Source organism: Pseudomonas sp. BIGb0558 (genome assembly GCF_024807515.1).
Taxonomy (GTDB): Bacteria; Pseudomonadota; Gammaproteobacteria; order Pseudomonadales; family Pseudomonadaceae; genus Aquipseudomonas; species Aquipseudomonas yamanorum_A.
The window spans coordinates 63,125-81,434 of the sequence record NZ_JANUEW010000007.1 but is presented as its reverse complement, the minus strand read 5'-3'; the positions used below and the strand labels follow the sequence as shown (position 1 = coordinate 81,434).

Annotated in this window: 18 protein-coding genes; 13 read left to right on the top strand and 5 right to left on the bottom strand. The window is 61.4% G+C overall.

Annotated elements, in window-relative coordinates; all coding sequences use genetic code 11:
- Positions 1-55: 55 nt before the first annotated feature.
- The 11 genes from rsfS (at position 56) to M2400_RS11730 (ending at position 10,608) form a co-directional block, all read left to right on the top strand.
- Positions 56-550, top strand: a complete 495-nt coding sequence (rsfS, locus tag M2400_RS11780) for a ribosome silencing factor (RefSeq protein ID WP_003215432.1) — start codon at positions 56-58, stop codon at positions 548-550.
- Between the two features lie 9 nt (positions 551-559).
- Positions 560-1,027: a 23S rRNA (pseudouridine(1915)-N(3))-methyltransferase RlmH gene (gene rlmH / locus M2400_RS11775; protein WP_003185785.1), complete on the top strand. Its 468-nt coding sequence runs from the start codon at positions 560-562 to the stop codon at positions 1,025-1,027.
- A gap of 15 nt (positions 1,028-1,042) precedes the next feature.
- Positions 1,043-2,941 (top strand): penicillin-binding protein 2, encoded by a 1,899-nt coding sequence (gene mrdA, locus M2400_RS11770; RefSeq protein ID WP_259196733.1) that lies wholly within the window; start codon positions 1,043-1,045, stop codon positions 2,939-2,941.
- 31 nt (positions 2,942-2,972) lie between these two features.
- Positions 2,973-4,076, top strand: a complete 1,104-nt coding sequence (gene rodA, locus M2400_RS11765) for a rod shape-determining protein RodA (protein WP_050442794.1) — start codon at positions 2,973-2,975, stop codon at positions 4,074-4,076.
- A 17-nt stretch (positions 4,077-4,093) separates the two neighbouring features.
- Entirely contained in the window at positions 4,094-5,107 is a 1,014-nt protein-coding gene (gene mltB / locus M2400_RS11760) for a lytic murein transglycosylase B (protein WP_177043511.1), read from the top strand.
- Complete coding sequence (locus M2400_RS11755) at positions 5,107-6,105, top strand: septal ring lytic transglycosylase RlpA family protein (protein WP_177043302.1); 999 nt, start codon at positions 5,107-5,109, stop codon at positions 6,103-6,105. Before mltB ends, M2400_RS11755 begins: the two co-directional genes overlap by 1 nt.
- A 185-nt stretch (positions 6,106-6,290) precedes the next feature.
- Positions 6,291-7,448, top strand: coding sequence for a D-alanyl-D-alanine carboxypeptidase family protein (locus tag M2400_RS11750; protein ID WP_064454280.1), 1,158 nt, complete (start codon positions 6,291-6,293; stop codon positions 7,446-7,448).
- 84 nt (positions 7,449-7,532) lie between these two features.
- Positions 7,533-7,808, top strand: coding sequence for a DUF493 domain-containing protein (locus M2400_RS11745; protein WP_177043304.1), 276 nt, complete (start codon positions 7,533-7,535; stop codon positions 7,806-7,808).
- Positions 7,808-8,455: a lipoyl(octanoyl) transferase LipB gene (lipB, locus tag M2400_RS11740; RefSeq protein WP_177043305.1), complete on the top strand. Its 648-nt coding sequence runs from the start codon at positions 7,808-7,810 to the stop codon at positions 8,453-8,455. Before M2400_RS11745 ends, lipB begins: the two co-directional genes overlap by 1 nt.
- 2 nt (positions 8,456-8,457) lie before the next feature.
- A complete protein-coding gene (gene lipA, locus M2400_RS11735; protein WP_371132027.1) occupies positions 8,458-9,477 on the top strand; it encodes a lipoyl synthase in 1,020 nt (339 codons plus the stop codon).
- A 195-nt stretch (positions 9,478-9,672) separates the two neighbouring features.
- Positions 9,673-10,608: an LD-carboxypeptidase gene (locus M2400_RS11730; RefSeq protein ID WP_259196737.1), complete on the top strand. Its 936-nt coding sequence runs from the start codon at positions 9,673-9,675 to the stop codon at positions 10,606-10,608.
- 130 nt (positions 10,609-10,738) lie between these two features.
- Here the strand turns inward: M2400_RS11730 and M2400_RS11725 are convergent, their stop codons facing one another.
- The 5 genes from M2400_RS11725 to leuS form a co-directional block, all read right to left on the bottom strand.
- Complete coding sequence (locus M2400_RS11725; protein WP_177078028.1) at positions 10,739-12,064, bottom strand: lytic murein transglycosylase; 1,326 nt, start codon at positions 12,062-12,064, stop codon at positions 10,739-10,741.
- Between the two features lie 61 nt (positions 12,065-12,125).
- Positions 12,126-12,290: an alternative ribosome rescue factor ArfA gene (gene arfA, locus M2400_RS11720; RefSeq protein ID WP_003176285.1), complete on the bottom strand. Its 165-nt coding sequence runs from the start codon at positions 12,288-12,290 to the stop codon at positions 12,126-12,128.
- Positions 12,291-12,374: 84 nt separating this feature from the next.
- Positions 12,375-13,412 (bottom strand): DNA polymerase III subunit delta, encoded by a 1,038-nt coding sequence (holA, locus tag M2400_RS11715; RefSeq protein ID WP_177043308.1) that lies wholly within the window; start codon positions 13,410-13,412, stop codon positions 12,375-12,377.
- A gap of 39 nt (positions 13,413-13,451) precedes the next feature.
- On the bottom strand, positions 13,452-14,057 hold the full coding sequence (gene lptE, locus M2400_RS11710) for an LPS assembly lipoprotein LptE (RefSeq protein WP_177043309.1): 606 nt from the start codon (positions 14,055-14,057) through the stop codon (positions 13,452-13,454).
- 89 nt (positions 14,058-14,146) lie between these two features.
- A complete protein-coding gene (gene leuS, locus M2400_RS11705) occupies positions 14,147-16,753 on the bottom strand; it encodes a leucine--tRNA ligase (protein ID WP_259196741.1) in 2,607 nt (868 codons plus the stop codon).
- Between the two features lie 261 nt (positions 16,754-17,014).
- Here leuS and M2400_RS11700 point away from each other — a divergent pair, with 261 nt between their 5' ends.
- Both M2400_RS11700 and M2400_RS11695 read left to right on the top strand, forming a co-directional pair.
- Complete coding sequence (locus M2400_RS11700) at positions 17,015-17,332, top strand: hypothetical protein (RefSeq protein WP_177043311.1); 318 nt, start codon at positions 17,015-17,017, stop codon at positions 17,330-17,332.
- 100 nt (positions 17,333-17,432) lie between these two features.
- A complete protein-coding gene (locus tag M2400_RS11695) occupies positions 17,433-18,194 on the top strand; it encodes a YdcF family protein (RefSeq protein ID WP_177113531.1) in 762 nt (253 codons plus the stop codon).
- Positions 18,195-18,310 lie beyond the last annotated feature (116 nt).

The following is an 18,310-nucleotide window of genomic DNA, read 5'->3' as shown; positions in this document are numbered from 1 at the left end:
ACGCACGAACAGTCGTGCAGCGAGCGCCCGAACATACGAGCAAAACGAGTTTTATATGACGAACAAAGACGTAAGCAAAGTTAAGCGCAAAGGCACGTTCAAGAGCGCTCCTCTGCCAGTAGAAGCCCACACCGGCCCTGAGCTGGCTGGCGAAGAGCTGGTCAAGGTTGCCGTGGCTGCCCTGGAAGACGTGAAGGCCCAGGACATCCAGGTCCTGGACGTGCGCGACAAGCAGAGCATCACCGACTTCATGATCATCGCCACCGGTACCTCCAACCGCCAGATCGGCGCGATGCTGGACAAGGTTCGCGAAGCGGTCAAAGCCCAGGGCGTCAAGCCATTGGGTGAAGAAGGCAAGGGCGACAGCGACTGGGTTCTGTTGGACATGGACGACGTGATCGTTCACATGATGACCAGCAACGCCCGTCAGTTCTACGACCTGGAGCGTCTGTGGAAAGGCGCCGAGCAGAGCCGTGCCGCTGATGGCAAGCACCACAGCCCTGAAGTTGGCCACGCGCACTTCGACAAGCTCAATAAAGACCAGGAATAAGGAACGGCTGTGCGCCTGCGTCTGATCGCTGTCGGTTCACGCATGCCCAAGTGGGTGGAAGAAGGCTGGCATGAATATGCCAAGCGCCTGCCATCCGAATTGGCGCTTGAATTGGTGGAAATACCGCTCAACACCCGGGGCAAGAATGCCGACGTGGCCCGCTTCATCCGTCAGGAAGGCGAAGCCATGTTGGCCAAGGTCGGGCCCAACGAGCGGATCGTGACCCTCGAAGTGCACGGCAAGCCCTGGAGCACCGAGCAGTTGGCGGTGGAACTGGATCGCTGGCGCCTGGATTCGCGCACGGTCAACTTCATGGTCGGCGGCCCCGAAGGGCTGGCGCCGGAAGTGTGCGCGCGGGCGGACCAGCGCTGGTCGCTGTCGCCCCTGACACTGCCGCACCCGTTGGTAAGAATCCTGATCGGTGAACAGCTGTATCGCGCCTGGACAGTTCTGTCCGGGCACCCTTACCACAAATAATCTGCGCCCTGCCTGATGACCCAGCCGATCCGCATCAAGGACCACGAGAAAGACGCACGTCTTGTACGCGCGCGGGTGGTGTTCGGCGCGATTTTGGTGGTGGTACTGCTGGGCGTGTTGATTTCCCGCCTGTATTTCCTGCAGGTGATCCAGTACGACTATCACTCCACGCTGTCGGAAAACAACCGGGTGCACGTGCAGCCGATTCCGCCGACCCGTGGGCTGATTTTCGACCGCAATGGCGTGGTGGTAGCGGATAACCGGCCCAGCTTCAGCCTGAGCATGACCCGCGAACGCTCCGGCGACTGGCAGCAAATCCTCGACGTAATCGTCGAAGTGCTGCAGCTGACGCCGGAAGACCGGGTGATCTTCGAAAAACGCATGAAGCAGGGGCGCCGGCCATTCGAGCCGGTGCCGATCCTGTTCGAGCTGACCGAAGAGCAGATCGCCCGGATCGCGGTGAACCAGTTCCGGCTGCCGGGTGTGGAAGTGGTGGCGCAGCTGGTGCGTCACTACCCGCAAGGGGCGCACTTCGCGCATTCGGTGGGCTACATGGGCCGGATCAACGAGAAAGAGCTGAAGACCCTCGACCCGGTCAACTACAGCGGCACCCACCATATCGGCAAGACCGGCATCGAGCGTTTCTACGAGCCGGAACTGCACGGGCAGGTGGGTTACGAGGAAGTCGAGACCAACGCCCGTGGCCGTGTATTGCGGGTGCTCAAGCGCACCGACCCGGTGCCCGGCAAGGACATCGTGCTGAGCCTGGACATCAAGTTGCAGGAAGCGGCGGAGATGGCCCTGGGCGGTCGCCGGGGTGCCGTGGTAGCGCTGGACCCAAGCACTGGCGAAGTGCTGGCGATGGTCAGCCAGCCAAGTTTTGACCCGAACCTGTTTGTCACCGGGATCAGCTTCAAGGCCTATGCCGAGTTGCGTGATTCCATTGACCGGCCGTTGTTCAACCGCGTGCTACGCGGCCTGTATCCGCCGGGCTCGACCATCAAGCCAGCGGTGGCGATTGCCGGCCTGGATTCCGGTGTGGTCACGGCGTCGAGCCGCGTGTTTGACCCCGGTTACTACATGCTGCCCAACTACGATCACAAATACCGTAACTGGAACCGCACCGGCGACGGCTATGTGGACCTGGACACGGCGATCATGCGTTCCAATGACACCTACTTCTATGACCTGGCCCACAAGCTGGGGATTGATCGGCTGTCGGCCTACATGGGCAAGTTCGGCCTCGGTCAGAAAGTCTCCCTGGACATGTTCGAAGAATCTCCGGGCCTGATGCCTTCCCGTGAATGGAAGCGTGCGACCCGCCGCCAGGCCTGGTTCCCGGGCGAAACCCTGATCCTGGGGATCGGCCAGGGTTATATGCAGGCCACGCCGCTGCAACTGGCCCAGGCCACTGCGCTGGTGGCCAACAAAGGTGTGTGGAACCGTCCGCACCTGGCCAAGACCATCGAGGGCGAACGCCCGCTGGATGAAAACCCGATTCCCGACATTGTGCTGCGCGACCCGTCCGACTGGACCAAGGTTAACCACGGCATGCAGCAAGTGATGCACGGCGCCCGGGGTACAGCGCGTAAAGCGGCAGTGGGCGCGCAGTACCGGATTGCCGGCAAGAGCGGTACGGCCCAGGTGGTCGCGATCAAGCAGGGCGAGAAATACGACCGCTCCAAAGTTCAGGAACGTCACCGTGACCACGCCTTGTTCGTCGGCTTTGCCCCGGCCGACAACCCGAAAATCGTCGTGGCGGTGATGGTCGAAAACGGCGAGTCCGGCTCCGGCGTGGCCGCGCCCGTGGTGCGCCAGGTGATGGACGCCTGGCTGTTGGCCGACGACGGCAGGCTCAAGCCCGAATATGGCGGCCCCCCTTCAAGCACCGAGGTTACGGCCAGTGAAGAGTAATTTTGATCGCATCCTTTCCAGTGAGGATGTGATGCGCCGACGCGCCACCTTGCTGCAGCGTATGCACATTGATGGGCCGTTGCTGATCCTGCTGCTGACCCTGGCGGCGGGCAGCCTGTTCGTCCTGTATTCGGCCAGTGGCAAGAACTGGGACCTGCTGATCAAGCAGGCGTCCTCGTTTGGCCTGGGCCTGTTGTCGATGGTGGTGATTGCCCAGCTGGAGCCGCGCTTCATGGCGCGATGGGTGCCGCTGGGTTACGTCGCCGGCGTGTTGCTGCTGGTGGTCGTGGACGTGATGGGCCACAACGCCATGGGCGCCACTCGCTGGATCAATATCCCGGGGGTGATTCGCTTCCAACCGTCGGAATTCATGAAGATTTTGATGCCGGCGACCATCGCCTGGTACCTGTCAAAACGCACACTGCCGCCCCAGCTCAAGCACGTGGGCATCAGCCTGATATTGATTGGCGTGCCGTTTATCCTGATCGTGCGCCAGCCCGACCTCGGTACCTCGCTGCTGATCCTCGCGGGCGGCGCGTTCGTGCTGTTCATGGGCGGCCTGCGCTGGCGCTGGATCCTCAGCGTGCTGGCTGCAGCGGTGCCGGTGGCCGTGGCCATGTGGTTCTTTTTCATGCACGACTATCAGAAGCAGCGAATCCTCACGTTCCTCGACCCCGAGAGCGACCCGCTGGGCACCGGCTGGAACATCATCCAGTCGAAGGCGGCCATCGGTTCCGGCGGCGTATTCGGCAAGGGCTGGCTGCTGGGCACCCAGTCGCACCTGGACTTTTTGCCGGAAAGCCACACCGACTTTATTATCGCGGTGATGGGCGAGGAGTTCGGCCTGGTAGGCATCTGCGCACTGTTGCTGATTTACTTGCTGCTGATCGGTCGCGGCCTGGTGATTACTGCCCAGGCGCAGACGCTGTTCGGCAAATTGCTTGCCGGCAGCCTAACAATGACGTTTTTTGTTTACGTTTTCGTCAACATCGGTATGGTCAGTGGCCTGTTGCCGGTGGTTGGGGTGCCGTTGCCGTTCATTAGCTACGGCGGAACTTCGCTGGTGACATTGCTGTCAGCGTTTGGGGTTTTGATGTCGATCCATACCCATCGTAAGTGGATCGCACAGGTTTGAATAAGGTGAAGATGTCAATGCAAGTAATGCGCGGCTGGGCTGCTCGGCACGTGTCCTGGATGGGCCTGCTGGGCCTGCTGGGAGCCGCTGTGCAGGAAGCGCAGGCCGGCGACTACGACGGTTCGCCCCAGGTTGCCGAGTTCGTCGGTGAGATGACCCGTGACTATGGTTTCGCCGGTGAACAGCTGATGGGCGTGTTCCGCGAGGCCCAGCGCAAGCAGGCGATCCTCGACGCCATTTCCCGGCCCGCCGAACGCGTGAAGCAGTGGAAGGAATATCGCCCGATGTTCCTGACCGACGCCCGCGTGGCGCGTGGCGTGGACTTCTGGCGCCAGCACGAGGCCGTGCTGGCCCGCGCCGAGCAGGAGTACGGCGTACCGGCCCAGGTGATTGTGGCAATCATCGGCATCGAAACTTTCTACGGCCGCAACACCGGCAGCTACCGGGTGATCGACGCCTTGTCGACCCTGGGCTTCGATTACCCGCCGCGCGCCGAATTTTTCCGCAAGGAACTGCGCGAGTTCCTGTTGTTGGCCCGTGAAGAACAGGTCGACCCGTTGACCCTCAAGGGCTCCTACGCCGGGGCCATGGGCCTGCCGCAGTTCATGCCGAGCAGCTTTCGCGCGTATGCCGTGGATTTTGACGGCGACGGCCATATCAATATCTGGAGCAACCCCGATGATGCCATCGGCAGCGTTGCCAGCTATTTCAAGCGTCACGGCTGGGTGGGCGGCGAACCGGTGGTGATTCGTGCCGAGGTGACCGGTGACCGTGCCGACGAAGGCCTGACCCAGGGTATCGAACCCGTCAAGACGGTCGGGGAGTTGCGGGCGCTGGGCTGGTCGAGTCAGAATGCGCCACGCGATGATATGCCGGTGACGGCGTTCCGCCTTGAAGGCGAGAACGGCCCGGAATACTGGATGGGCCTGAAGAATTTCTACGCAATCACGCGTTATAACCGCAGTGTGATGTACGCCATGGCCGTGCATCAGCTGTCAGACATGCTGGTCCAAGCACGGGGCAACAAGTAATGCGGGCATCGCCGTTCAATAAACCGCTCAAGCTGGTGGCGTTCGCCGCGTTGTCCTTGCTGGTTGTCAGTTGCTCCACCAGTCGCGGTCCGGCACAAAAGTCCGGTGGTACCGCGATCCGTTCCCAGCCGGGCCTGGACATCAACCGCGCCCACAAAGACGGCGCGCCGTGGTGGGACGTGGATGTTTCGAAAATCCCGGATGCCACGCCGACCCTGCACACCGGTCCTTACAAGGCCAACCCCTATACCGTGCTGGGCAAAAACTACTTCCCGCTGCAAGACTCCAAAACCTACGTGCAAACGGGCACGGCGTCCTGGTACGGCACCAAGTTCCATGGCCAGAACACCGCCAACGGCGAAGTGTATGACCTGTACGGCATGAGCGCAGCCCACAAGACCCTGCCGTTGCCCAGCTACGTTCGCGTGACCAACCTGGACAACAACCGCACGGTAATCCTGCGGGTCAACGACCGCGGGCCATTCTATTCGGACCGGATCATCGACCTGTCCTACGCGGCCGCCAAGAAACTCGGTTATGCCGAGACCGGCACCGCGCGCGTGAAGGTAGAAGGGATCGACCCGGCGCAGTACTGGGCCCAGCGTGGCAAGCCGGCACCGTTGATGCTCAACGAGCCGCAAACCCCGCAACCGCAAGTCACCGCGTCGGCCGGCAAGATCGAGCAGTGGACACCGCCACCGGCGCAGCACGCCCCGGACACGGTCGTCGTACCCCATGCAGCGCCTGGGGCTTCGACAGTGGGCGGGCAGTACCTGCAAGTCGGCGCTTTCGCCAACCCGGATGCAGCAGAGCTGTTAAGGTCCAAGCTCAGCGGGATGGTCAGCGCGCCGGTATTTATCAGCTCTATTGTGCGTAACCAGCAGACCCTGCACCGTGTGCGGATGGGCCCGATCGGCTCGCCGAGCGAAGTTGCGCAAGTGCAGAACAGCGTGCGCCTGGCCAACCTGGGGCAACCCAGCGTGGTCACCGCCGAATAAGCAAGACAAAGGATTGATGGTTCAGGCTCGCATGCGGGTTTGAGCCCTGGTTGTTGGCTCGTTGAACAATAAAAACCCAGGGGCAAGGGGTGGGCGTACAACCGAACACGCGACAGTCTGGCGACGGGCTGTCTGAATAGTTTTGCCCGCGAGGGCAAGTTTCCATAAGCAATTTCGAGAGACGGATGAACATCACCACCTTAGCCAAACGCACGTGCCTGCTTCTTTCGCTGATCATCACCCCGGCCGCCTGGGCGGTTGAAATGGTGCCGGCTTCCCCGCAACTGGCTGCCAAGGCCTGGGTCCTCATGGACGCCGCCAGCGGCAACGTGCTGGTGGAGAACAACGGTGACCAGCGCCTGCCCCCAGCCAGCCTGACCAAGCTGATGACGGCCTACATCGCGACCCTGGAAATCCGTCGCGGCCAGATCGGTGAAAACGATCCGGTGACCGTCAGCGAAAACGCCTGGCGCACCGGCGGTTCGCGGATGTTCATCAAGGTCGGCTCGCAGGTGACTGTCAGCGACCTGCTGCACGGCATCATCATCCAGTCCGGTAACGACGCCAGCGTGGCCCTGTCCGAGCACATCGCCGGCAGCGAAGATGCGTTCGCCGACATGATGAACAAGACAGCCGGCGATCTGGGCATGACCAACAGCCACTTCATGAACCCGACCGGCCTGCCGAACCCTGAGCACTACTCTTCGGCCCATGACATGGCGCTGCTGGCTCGCGCGATCATTCGTGTCGACCCGGTGCACTACGCGATCTACTCCCAGAAAGAGTTCTTCTGGAACAACATCAAGCAGCCTAACCGCAACCTGTTGCTGTGGCGTGACAAGACCGTCGATGGCCTGAAAACCGGTCACACCGACGAAGCCGGCTACTGCATGGTGTCGTCTGCTGTGCGTGACGGGCAGCGCCTGATTGCCGTGGTATTCGGTACCAACAGCGAGCAGGCCCGTGCGGCCGAGACGCAGAAGCTGCTGACTTATGGCTTCCGTTTCTTCGAAACCCAGACTTTCTACCAGAAGGGCACCGAGCTGGCTCAAGCCCCTGTATGGAAAGGCGCGACCCATCAAGTCAAGGCCGGCCTGGCTGAAGACCTGACCCTGACCATGCCTAAAGGCCAGCTCAAGAAGCTCGCTGCCAGCATGACCATGAACCCGCAACTGGTCGCACCGATCGCCAAGGGCGATGTCATCGGCAAGGTCGAAGTGAAGCTGGACGACAAGGTGGTGCACAGCGCCGACCTGATCGCTCTGGACGCCGTCGACGAAGGTGGTATCTTCCGACGCGTGTGGGATAGCATCCGTCTATTCTTCTACAGCTTGTTCAACTGATAGTGTGCACCTGCATGACCCTGCGCTGATCCGGCGCGGGGTTATGCCCGTCGCCACGGCTTACGCTTACGAGGCCGTTACGCCATGACCGATACCGAAGTAAAGGCGCCAAAGATCGAATTCCCGGTGAAGGATTACCCCATCAAGGTAATCAGCGACACGGGCGTGGGTCGCAAGGACACGATCATTGAGATCGTCAAGAAACATGCGACGATCAATGATGAGCGCGTGGATGAGCGTTCCAGCTCCAGCGGCAAGTACACCACCATTCAGTTGCACATCGTGGCGACTGACCAGGACCAGCTCTACAACATCAACAGCGAACTGCGGGCTACCGGCTTCGTGCACATGGTGTTGTGATGTCACAGACCCTGGGCTTTCGCGAGCTCGGCCAAATGGCATACGAACCGGTGTGGCACGCCATGCAACGGTTTACCAACGAGCGCGGCACGCAAGCCCCGGATGAGATCTGGCTGGTGGAGCACCCGCCGGTTTTCACCCAGGGCCAGGCCGGCAAGGCCGAGCATTTGCTGCTGCCGGGAGAAATCCCGGTGGTGCAGGTCGACCGCGGCGGGCAGGTGACTTACCATGGCCCAGGCCAATTGGTGGCTTATCTGTTGCTGGACGTGCGCAGGCTGGGTTTTGGCGTGCGTGAGCTGGTCAGCCGCATGGAGTCATGCCTGATCGAGCTGCTGGCCAGCTACGGTGTGACCGCAGTGGCCAAGCCGGACGCACCGGGGGTTTACGTCGATGGCGCGAAAATCGCCTCCCTGGGCCTGCGGATTCGCCACGGGTGTTCCTTTCATGGCCTGGCCTTGAACGTGGACATGGACCTGGCGCCGTTTCGACGGATCAATCCCTGTGGTTACGCCGGTTTGGCGATGACCCAGTTGAGTGATCACGCAACACCACTAGAATTTGCCGAGGTAAGTGCCCGGCTGCGCGCGCAGCTCGTCAAACACCTCGACTATGCTGAGCAGACGACCCTAACGGGCGGAATCGACTGATTATGACTACTGATGCAGTGCAAACCATGATCCCGACGCTGGATATCACCGAGCGTCCGGCCCCGCGTGCCAAGGTAGAAGCCGGCGTGAAGCTGCGCGGCGCCGAGAAGGTTGCACGCATCCCGGTGAAGATCATTCCGACCACCGAACTGCCGAAAAAGCCTGACTGGATCCGCGTGCGCATCCCGGTTTCGCCGGAAGTCGACCGTATCAAGGCCCTGCTGCGCAAACACAAACTGCACAGCGTTTGCGAAGAAGCGTCCTGCCCGAACCTGGGCGAATGCTTCTCCGGCGGCACCGCCACCTTCATGATCATGGGTGACATCTGCACCCGTCGCTGCCCGTTCTGCGACGTTGGCCACGGCCGGCCGAAGCCACTGGACGTCAACGAGCCGGAAAGCCTGGCCATCGCCATTGCCGACCTGAAACTCAAGTACGTCGTGATCACCTCCGTAGACCGCGATGACCTGCGTGACGGCGGTGCCCAGCATTTTGCCGACTGCATCCGCGAGATCCGCAAGCTGTCGCCGAACGTGATGCTCGAGACTCTGGTCCCGGACTACCGTGGCCGCATGGACGTCGCGCTGGAAATCACCGCCGCCGAGCCGCCGGATGTGTTCAACCACAACCTGGAAACCGTGCCGCGCCTGTACAAGGCTGCGCGCCCGGGTTCCGACTACCAGTGGTCGCTGACCCTGCTGCAGAAATTCAAGCAGATGATGCCGCACATTCCGACCAAATCCGGCCTGATGCTGGGCCTGGGCGAAACCGACGAAGAAGTGATCGAAGTCATGAAGCGCATGCGCGAACACGACATCGACATGCTGACCCTCGGCCAGTACCTGCAGCCGTCCCGCAGTCACTTGCCGGTACAGCGCTTCGTGCACCCGGACGTGTTCGCCTGGTTTGCCGAAGAAGGCTACAAGATGGGCTTCAAGAACGTCGCTTCCGGCCCGCTGGTACGTTCCTCGTACCACGCCGACGAGCAGGCGAAACTGGTCAAGGCCAGCCTGGTCTCGTAAGCCTCGCCCTCACTGTAGGAGCGAGCTTGCTCGCGAAGAACTCAAGAGCACCGCGCGCATCCAGGATGCGCGCGTTATCGTTTACGACCTTCGCGAGCAAGCTCGCTCCTACATGTTGCGGTTAAGTCATCCTCTTCTGTTTGCAACCATTGCTGTTTAGAGTGCCTTGGGCAATCCACACGAGGAGAACCATGGATGACGACTCAATTAACCACTTGTGCGGTACCTGCGCTGCGCGCCGAAGGCGTGATCGGGCTGATTGCCCCTGCCGGGCCGGCCGAGCTGGATATCGACAAGGCCACGCAATGGATGCGCGCCCGGGGCTACACACTGCGGATTTTCCCCGGTGTGGGACAGCGTGATGGCTACCTGGCCGGCAGTGATGATGTACGCCTGAACGACCTGCACGCGGCGTTCGCCGACCCGTCCATCGACGCGATTTTTTGCCTGCGGGGCGGCTACGGCACCCCACGCCTGCTGGACCGCCTGGACTTTGACCTGCTGCGGGCCAACCCCAAGCCATTTGTAGGCTACAGCGATATCACCGCGTTGCACCTGGCGATCAACCGTTACGCCGGCTTCGTCACCTTTCACGGGCCGATGTACAACGCTGACTTGTTAGGTGAAAAGCAACAGCCTACCGAGTCATCGCTGTTCAGTATGCTGCGCGGGCAGGTGAAGGCCGGTAGCCAGCTGACTCACCCTGTGGCCTACCCATTGACCACCGTCGAGCCTGGCATCGCCTGCGGGCGGCTGCTGGGTGGCAATCTATCGATGATCGCCGCGGTAATGGGCACGGATTACGAGATTGATGCCGAGGGCATCATTTTGTTTATCGAGGATGTGAACGAGCCGCTGTACCGCATTGACCGGTTGCTGACCCATTTGCGCCTGGCGGGCAAGCTCGCCCAGGTGGCGGGGGTTGTAGTGGGGGATGTGGCCGGGGTTGATAGCATTGCGCTTGAGCGCCTGCTGAAGCAGACCTTCGAACCGTTGTGCATTCCTGTGCTGTCTGGCTGGCGCAGCGGGCACTGCAACCCGAACCTCACGTTGCCGATGGGCGCGAGGGTGCGGTTGGATGCGGGGGAGAAGCGGTTGGTGTTGGAGCAGGATGTGGTGTTTAAGGCCTGAGCCTTCAGTTGCTTCGCAAGGCCTCATCGCAGGCAAGCCAGCTCCCACAGTTGACCACGTACATCATGAACGACGTGGTCAACTGTGGGAGCTGGCTTGCCTGCGATGGCGATAGTCGCCATACAACGATCTAGCGGCTCTGCAACGACTCCAGCAACTTCACCGTCGGATACCCATCCGCCGGCCAGCCCAGGGACTGTTGCGCTGCACGAATCGCCTTGCGGGTATTGGCGCCGATGATGCCGTCCGGGTTGCCGGCATCGTAACCATTGGCACTGAGCACTGTCTGCAAATCCATCCGCTGCGAGCGAGTCAATGGCAGCTCGTCCTTCGGCCAACTCCCACGAATCACGCCGCCACCGCCGAACCGTTCCGACAACAAGCCAACGGCCAATGCATAGGACGACGAGTTGTTGTACTTGAGGATCGCGCGGAAGTTATCCAGCACCAGGAACGCCGGGCCACGATAGCCGGCCGGCAGCAGCAGGGCTGCGGAAAGCTGGTCCACGTTGGCCGGGACGCTGGCGCCCGGTGGCACCTGGATCCCCAGTTTCAACCATTCGCCAACGGTCTTGCGCACGCTGCCGTCGGCCAGGGCGTAGTCGAAGTTCAACGGCAGTTGCTGCACCTCGAAGCCCCACGGCTGGCCCTTCTGCCAGCCGGAGCTTTGCAGGTAGTGCGCGGTGGAAGCCAGGGCGTCGGCGGGGCTGTTCCAGATATCGCGGCGACCATCACCGTCGAAGTCCACAGCGTGGGTGTTGTAAGTGGTCGGGATGAACTGGGTCTGGCCCATGGCCCCGGCCCAGGAGCCTTTCATCTGGTCGGCGGCGATATCGCCATGCTGGATGATTTGCAGCGCCGCCAGCAGTTGTGCCTGGGCGAACGCGGGGCGACGGCCCTCATAGGCCAGGGTCGCCAGGGAGCGGATCACCGAGTTGTTGCCCTGGAACTGGCCGAAGTTGCTCTCCATGCCCCACACCGAGACCAGCGCCTGGCGGTCAACGCCATAACGTTCCTCAATGCGTTGCAAAATGTCGGCGTATTTCACCAGCAGCGACTGGCCGTTGCGCACCCGTAGCGGCGACAGTGCGCCATCGAGGTATTCCCACACCGGGCGGGAGAACTCCGGCTGGCTGCGGTCGGCGCGAATCACTGCCAGGTCGGGTACGACGTTGGCGAAAGCGGTGTCGAACACCTGAGGCGTGATACCGGCCTTCAGGGCTTCCACGCGAAACCCCGCCTGCCATTCGGCAAAGGTCTGGGTCGGCTGGATATCAAGATTGTCCACCGCCAGTGGCGCAACGACGGCAGGCGCAGCTACCGGTGCAGTCTGGAGCGGGGGCAGGGGTTGGGCATCGGCGGCGGTAGGTTTTTCTGCGCAGGCGACTAATAGAATGAGGCTGGAGGCAGCGATCAGTTGGCGAAGGTGCCAACGACGGGAAAGACTAGAGGGCATGCACGGGTCCAGGGAATACGAATCAGGTACAGACCTTATCATGCCGGAGGGGCGCTTGCCTTCAGGCAGCCAGAAAGTAAGAAGCCTCCCAGCTATTAGACTGGAAGGCTTCGCGGCGGTAGCTGCCTTTGCCTTTGCCGGCTCGTTCCTGGCGACTGCGGAACAACGGCTGGGCGATGATGGATTTGGCCTTGTTGGGGCCATGCTTGGATGGCTTTTTGCTCATGATGGGTACTCTTTGGCGGGTTGATGATGCGGTGCGAATCATCGGCCGAAGTTTGGATTCTGTCCAGCCCAGTGATACGTAGGACTATTCAGCAGGCAACGCCAGGCGCTGTCCTGACATCAAAAGTGACAAACGACTCAGGCTCATCCAGGGCGAACCCGCGGCCTGGCCCTTGATCTGCGCGTCAATGCGCTGGGCTTCCAGCAGCAATTGCGCCCAGCGTTGTGCCGAGTGCCGTTGCAGGGCTTTGCTGATCAGCGGCTTGCGCTTGTCCCAAACCGGTGGCCGGGCCTGGCTGAAGGCCTTGTCAAGCGGGATACCCTGGCTGTATTGCAAGGCAATGTTGGCCAGCAGGCGCAGTTCCCGAGCCAGGGCCCAGAGTATGACCGGCGGCTCCACGCCTTCGCCCCGCAGCCCTTCGAGCATACGCAGGGCGTGGGCGGGTTCGCCGTTCAGGATCGCATCCACCAGGCCAAATACGTCAAAGCGCGCGCTGTCAGCCACGGCGCCTTGTACGGTTTCAACCGTGATCTGGCCGCCTTCAGCCATCAGCTTGAGCTTTTCGATTTCCTGGGCCGCCGCCAGCAGGTTGCCTTCCACCCGCGCCGCAATCAGCTCTACCGCGTCATGGCTGGCGGTGAGTCCGGATTGGGACAGACGCTGACGAATCCACTGTGGCAGTTGATTGCTGTCCACCGGCCAGATCTGGATGAACTGGGTCTGTGCCCCTTCCACCAGTGCCTTGCCCCACTTGGTCTTCTGCGCGCTGCCATCGAGCTTGGGCAGGCTGATCAGCAGCAGCGTGTCTTCGGCAGGACGTGCGCAGTACTCCATCAACGCCGCCGCGCCTTTGTCGCCGGGCTTGCCCGAAGGCAGGCGCAGTTCCAGCAGGCGTTTCTCGGCGAACAGCGACATGCTTGCCCCGGCTTGCAGCAGCGTACCCCAGTCGAAACTGGCGTCGGCGCTGAACACCTGGCGTTCATCGAAGCCCTGTTGGCGGGCGGCGGTGCGAATCGCGTCCGCGGCCTCCTGGCACAGCAGCGGGTCATCACCGCTGACGATGTAGACGGGCGCAAGGCTGCCTTGCAGGTGCTTGGCGAGTTGGGCGGGGGCGAGTTTCATAGGCAGGGCGAACGGGGCGCCAGTGGCGCCCCGTCTGGCTTACTCAGCTGGGACTTCGACAGGCGATTGTTTCGGCTGGCTGTTTTCATACTCTTGCGCAGCTTTCAGCGCATCGGCATCTGCCTTGGCCTTGTTATCTGCCGTCTGTTGCAGTTGATCCAGTTTTTCCGGGGTGATCAGTTGCAGGCGCAGAAGCATGCGCTGCACCAGCTCACGACGCATTTCCTTGCGCACCTGGATGGTTTCGGAGTCCGAACCCACCAGGTTGTTGCCGTCGTGGCTCACGACTTTCTGTACCTGGATCTTGTCGCCCATCAACGGCAGGTGGTCGTGGCCCTGGATTTCGAAGAAGAGCGTGGTGCTCAGCTCGATGTCCGAAGCACGCCCGGCACTGGCATAGCTGAGGTTGCGCTGCTCTTCTTTCTCATCCAGCAGGTTCAGTTTGTAAGCCGCGCCTGAATAGACTTTGACACCACTGCTTTCCAGGACCTGGCGCAGCTGTTGCACGGTCTCGCCGTAGGAGTTACGGGCGGTGACGTCCAGTTCCTTGATCGCCAGTTCGGTGGTGCCGGTGCCGCGCAGCTGGAAGCCGCAAGCGCTCAGTAGCACGGCAAGGCCCATAACCAGCAGATTGCGTTTGATCATTTTGATACTCCCCTTGAAACCATGTGGGCCTTATCGAGGCCCTGGAGGTTTTGTTCGGCGCCAGGGTAATGCCCTGGCGCCCGATCCGATTAGCTAGCGACGATATTGACCAGTTTGCCGGGCACCACGATCACTTTGCGGATCGTCAGGCCTTCGGTGAAGCGCAGCACGTTTTCATTGGTACGGGCAGCGGCTTCGACGTCTTCACGGCTGGCGCTGGCCGGCATGTCGATCTGGCCACGCAGCTTGCCGTTGACCTGAATTACCAGTTGCAGCGTGTCTTGTACCAGCGCGCTGTCATCCTGTACCGGCCAGCCGGCATCGATGACGGCACCGCTGTGGCCCAACCGGCTCCACAGGTCGTGGCTGATGTGCGGCGTGATTGGCGCCAGCAGCAGGACGACGGTTTCCAGGCCTTCCTGAATCAGTGCGCGATCCAGATCGGTGGCTTGCGGCGCTTTTTCCAGCACGTTCATCAACGTCATCACCTGGGCAATGGCGGTGTTGAATTTGTGATTCTGGCCCACGTCCTGGCTGGCCTGGCGGATGGCCAGGTGTGTGCTGCGGCGAATGGCTTTCTGTTCATCGCTCAAGGACGCTACGTCCAGCTTGCCCGGCAAGCCCTGGCTGACATGGGCGTGCGCCAGGCGCCAGACGCGCTTGAGGAAGCGGTGCGAGCCTTCAACGCCGGAGTCGGACCATTCGGCGCTCATGTCAGGCGGCGAGGCGAACATCATGAACAGGCGGCAAGTGTCTGCGCCGAACTGGTCGATCATCGACTGTGGGTCGACGCCGTTGTTCTTCGACTTGGCCATCTTCTCGGTGCCGCCGATTTCCACCGGCAGGCCGTCGCTGATCAGTTTTGCGCTGATGACCTTGGCCTTGCTGTCACGCACCAGTTCGACGTCCGCCGGGTTGAACCAGGTGTAGGCGCCATTGGCTTCGCGACGGTAGTAAGTCTCGGCAATCACCATGCCTTGGGTCAGCAGGTTCTTGAACGGCTCGTCGGAGCTCACCAGGCCTTCATCACGCATCAGCTTGTGGAAGAAGCGCGCGTACAGCAGGTGAAGGATGGCGTGCTCGATACCGCCGATGTACTGGTCTACCGGCAGCCAGTGGTCGGCTGCGGATTTTTCCACCAGGCCACCTTCATAGTGCGGCGAGGCGTAGCGGGCGTAGTACCACGAGGACTCGACGAAGGTGTCCATGGTGTCGGTTTCGCGCTTGGCAGGCTGGCCGCATTTCGGGCAGCTGCACTCGTAGAACTCGGGCATGCGCGCCAAGGGCGAACCGGCGCCGTCCGGCACCACGTCTTCCGGCAGTACCACCGGCAGTTGGTCTTCCGGCACCGGCACGTCACCGCAGGTTTCGCAGTGGATGATCGGGATTGGGCAGCCCCAGTAGCGCTGGCGGCTGATGCCCCAGTCGCGCAGGCGGAACTGGGTGCGCGAGGCACCGAGGTTTTTCTTGATCAGCGCCACTTCGATGGCGTCGAAGGCACCTTCGAAATCCAGGCCGTCGAACTCGCCGGAATTGATCAGGGTGCCGTGTTCGTTGTACGCGTCCTGCCACGGAGCCGGGTTGGTGTCACCGGAACTGGTGCGCACCACGGACTTGATCGGCAGGTTGTATTTCACGGCAAATTCGAAGTCGCGCTCGTCGTGAGCCGGCACAGCCATTACCGCGCCATCGCCATAGTGCATCAGCACATAGTTGGCGACCCATACCGGCAGCTTCTCGCCGCTCAGCGGGTGCTCGACGAACAGGCCGGTCGGCAGGCCTTTTTTCTCCTGGGTGGCGACGTCGGCTTCGGCCACGCTGCCGCCTTTGCATTCGGCAATGAATGCCTGCAGCTCAGGGTTGTTCTGTGCGGCCTGGGTGGCCAGTGGGTGTTCGGCGGCCACGGCGACGTAGGTCGCGCCCATCAGGGTATCCGGACGGGTGGTGAAGACTTTCAGTACGCCCGCCGCGCCGATGGAATCGACGTTATACGGGAACTGTACTTCCATGCCCTTGGACTTGCCGATCCAGTTGCGCTGCATGGTCTTGACCTGCTCGGGCCAGCCCGGCAAATCGTCGAGGCTCGACAAGAGTTCATCCGCGTAGGCGGTGATCTTGAAGTAGTACATCGGGATTTCGCGTTTTTCGATCAGCGCGCCGGAACGCCAGCCGCGACCGTCGATCACTTGTTCGTTGGCCAATACGGTCTGGTCCACCGGGTCCCAGTTCACGGTGCCGCTCTTCTTGTAGATCACGCCTTTTTCGAACAGGCGAGTGAACAGCCATTGTTCCCAGCGGTAGTAATCAGGCTTGCAGGTGGTCACCTCGCGGGACCAGTCCACCGCCAGGCCCAGGCTGCGCAGCTGGGTCTTCATGTAGGCGATGTTTTCGTAGGTCCACTTGGCGGGCGCTACGTTGTTCTTCATCGCGGCGTTTTCCGCCGGCATGCCGAAGGCGTCCCAACCCATGGGTTGCAGGACGTTCTTGCCGAGCATGCGCTGGTAGCGGGAGATTACGTCGCCGATGGTGTAGTTACGCACGTGCCCCATGTGTAGCTTGCCGCTGGGGTAAGGGAACATCGATAGGCAATAGAAAGTCTCCTTGCCTGGCTGTTCACTGACTTCAAAGGACTTTTGCTCATCCCAGAACGACTGGGCGGCATTTTCTATTTCACGGGGCTGATATTGTTCGTGCATGGCTACTTTTGAACTGAATAGGGGTGGCCTAATCCTCTTCGGTGCAACGTTCAGGTTGATCGACACCAAAAAGTGGCGCGTCCGTGCCCAAACCCTGCGGGAAGTGGAGTTACAGGAAGCGCCGTAGCATACATGACCCCACTCTATCGAGGGAAACCCTGATTGCGCCGCCGAGGCCGTTGGTCGCGGCGTCAGGCAGGCAGGGCCAGCAGGACTACGCTGTTTAGTGGGGAGTGAGTCTTATCTTCAATGAGGTGAGGGATGGTTGATTCGCAGCGAACTTTAACGAAACCGCAGGTGTACGAAGGACTGATCGACCGTTTGGGTCGAGCACTGGATGCAGCAAAAACCGCAGGCCGATTGTGTGATGAACGGCCTCTGGAGTTGGAACTGCGTGGCTTGAGCCAGGCAGAGCTGGAAGTGATCAGGGTGTATCTGGAGTTAAATGAGCATCGCGCGTCCCATGGCATGGCCTCCCCGCCGGCGCAGGAGCCTTCACGCTCGGCCAAGGTGGTATGGCTCAAGGATTTGTCGGCCGGCCGCAGCCCGGAAAAACTCCGGTCCGTGCGTTTCAAGTGAAAAACCGCGTAATCGGTAGCCTTCTCGAACGTGTGTTCTTGTAAAGATTGTCGCTAAACCCCGTTACACCTTAGGCTTCGGGCATCTTTGGAGATGCCCGATGCCTATTCGTTATTTCATTAAACAATTGCTGTTGCCGCCCGGCATCCTGTTGCTGTTGCTGGCGCTTGCCTGGTGGTTTCGTCGCAGTCGCCCACGACTGGCGGGAGTGTGCTTTGCCTTGGGCTTCGGCGGGATGTGGCTGATGAGCCTGCCGGTGGTGGTGCAGTGGGGGGCAAAGGCCCTGGAGACCGAGCCGCCCTTGGCCCGTGACGAATGGGCGACCCTGGCGCAGCGGGCTGATGCCATCGTGATATTGGGTTCGGGGCGTGAACGCGGGGATTCGGCGTGGGGCTCTGATCAGCCGACGGGTGTCGGCCTTGAACGCCAGCGTTACGCGGCGAGATTGGCCAAGGCTTCGGGCTTGCCGGTGCTGACCACCGGAGGCTTGCATTACGGTACGCCGCCCAGCGAGGCGGAGTTGATGGCGGTGTCGATGCAGGATGACTTTGGCGTGAGCGTGCGCTGGAAGGAAGAGCGCAGCCGCACCACGTGGGAAAACGCGCAGATGAGTGCAGAGATTCTGTTGCCGCAAGGCATCAAGCGTGTGGTCGTCGTGACCCAGGCCTGGCACATGCCGCGTTCGCGCTGGAGTTTCGAAAAGGCCGGGTTTACGGTCGTTCCGGCGCCGGTGGGGTTTCTGGGCGTAGACAATGCCCGGCCACTGGGTGGCTGGATGCCGGAATTCAAGTCGGTATGGCAGAACGGTCAGTTGCTGAACGAAGCGGTGGGGCAGGTGGGTTACCGGTTGTTTTACAGGTAACACCGCAACGCAAATGTGGGAGCCGGGCTTCTGTGGGAGCCGGGCTTGCCCGCGATGCAGGCACCTCGGTGTGTCAGTTACACCGAGGTGATGCTATCGCAGGCAAGCCAGCTCCC

What these genes read in the sequence shown, in the direction of transcription:
- rsfS (WP_003215432.1), top strand. Translation starts at nt 56, where the DNA reads ATGACGAACAAAGACGTAAGCAAAGTTAAGCGCAAAGGCACGTTCAAG.
- mrdA (WP_259196733.1), top strand. Translation starts at nt 1,043, where the DNA reads ATGACCCAGCCGATCCGCATCAAGGACCACGAGAAAGACGCACGTCTT.
- rodA (WP_050442794.1), top strand. Translation starts at nt 2,973, where the DNA reads ATGCGCCGACGCGCCACCTTGCTGCAGCGTATGCACATTGATGGGCCG.
- mltB (WP_177043511.1), top strand. Translation starts at nt 4,094, where the DNA reads ATGCAAGTAATGCGCGGCTGGGCTGCTCGGCACGTGTCCTGGATGGGC.
- M2400_RS11755 (WP_177043302.1), top strand. Translation starts at nt 5,107, where the DNA reads ATGCGGGCATCGCCGTTCAATAAACCGCTCAAGCTGGTGGCGTTCGCC.
- M2400_RS11750 (WP_064454280.1), top strand. Translation starts at nt 6,291, where the DNA reads ATGAACATCACCACCTTAGCCAAACGCACGTGCCTGCTTCTTTCGCTG.
- M2400_RS11745 (WP_177043304.1), top strand. Translation starts at nt 7,533, where the DNA reads ATGACCGATACCGAAGTAAAGGCGCCAAAGATCGAATTCCCGGTGAAG.
- lipB (WP_177043305.1), top strand. Translation starts at nt 7,808, where the DNA reads ATGTCACAGACCCTGGGCTTTCGCGAGCTCGGCCAAATGGCATACGAA.
- lipA (WP_371132027.1), top strand. Translation starts at nt 8,458, where the DNA reads ATGACTACTGATGCAGTGCAAACCATGATCCCGACGCTGGATATCACC.
- M2400_RS11730 (WP_259196737.1), top strand. Translation starts at nt 9,673, where the DNA reads ATGACGACTCAATTAACCACTTGTGCGGTACCTGCGCTGCGCGCCGAA.
- M2400_RS11725 (WP_177078028.1), bottom strand. Translation starts at nt 12,064, where the DNA reads ATGCCCTCTAGTCTTTCCCGTCGTTGGCACCTTCGCCAACTGATCGCT.
- arfA (WP_003176285.1), bottom strand. Translation starts at nt 12,290, where the DNA reads ATGAGCAAAAAGCCATCCAAGCATGGCCCCAACAAGGCCAAATCCATC.
- holA (WP_177043308.1), bottom strand. Translation starts at nt 13,412, where the DNA reads ATGAAACTCGCCCCCGCCCAACTCGCCAAGCACCTGCAAGGCAGCCTT.
- lptE (WP_177043309.1), bottom strand. Translation starts at nt 14,057, where the DNA reads ATGATCAAACGCAATCTGCTGGTTATGGGCCTTGCCGTGCTACTGAGC.
- leuS (WP_259196741.1), bottom strand. Translation starts at nt 16,753, where the DNA reads ATGCACGAACAATATCAGCCCCGTGAAATAGAAAATGCCGCCCAGTCG.
- M2400_RS11700 (WP_177043311.1), top strand. Translation starts at nt 17,015, where the DNA reads ATGGTTGATTCGCAGCGAACTTTAACGAAACCGCAGGTGTACGAAGGA.
- M2400_RS11695 (WP_177113531.1), top strand. Translation starts at nt 17,433, where the DNA reads ATGCCTATTCGTTATTTCATTAAACAATTGCTGTTGCCGCCCGGCATC.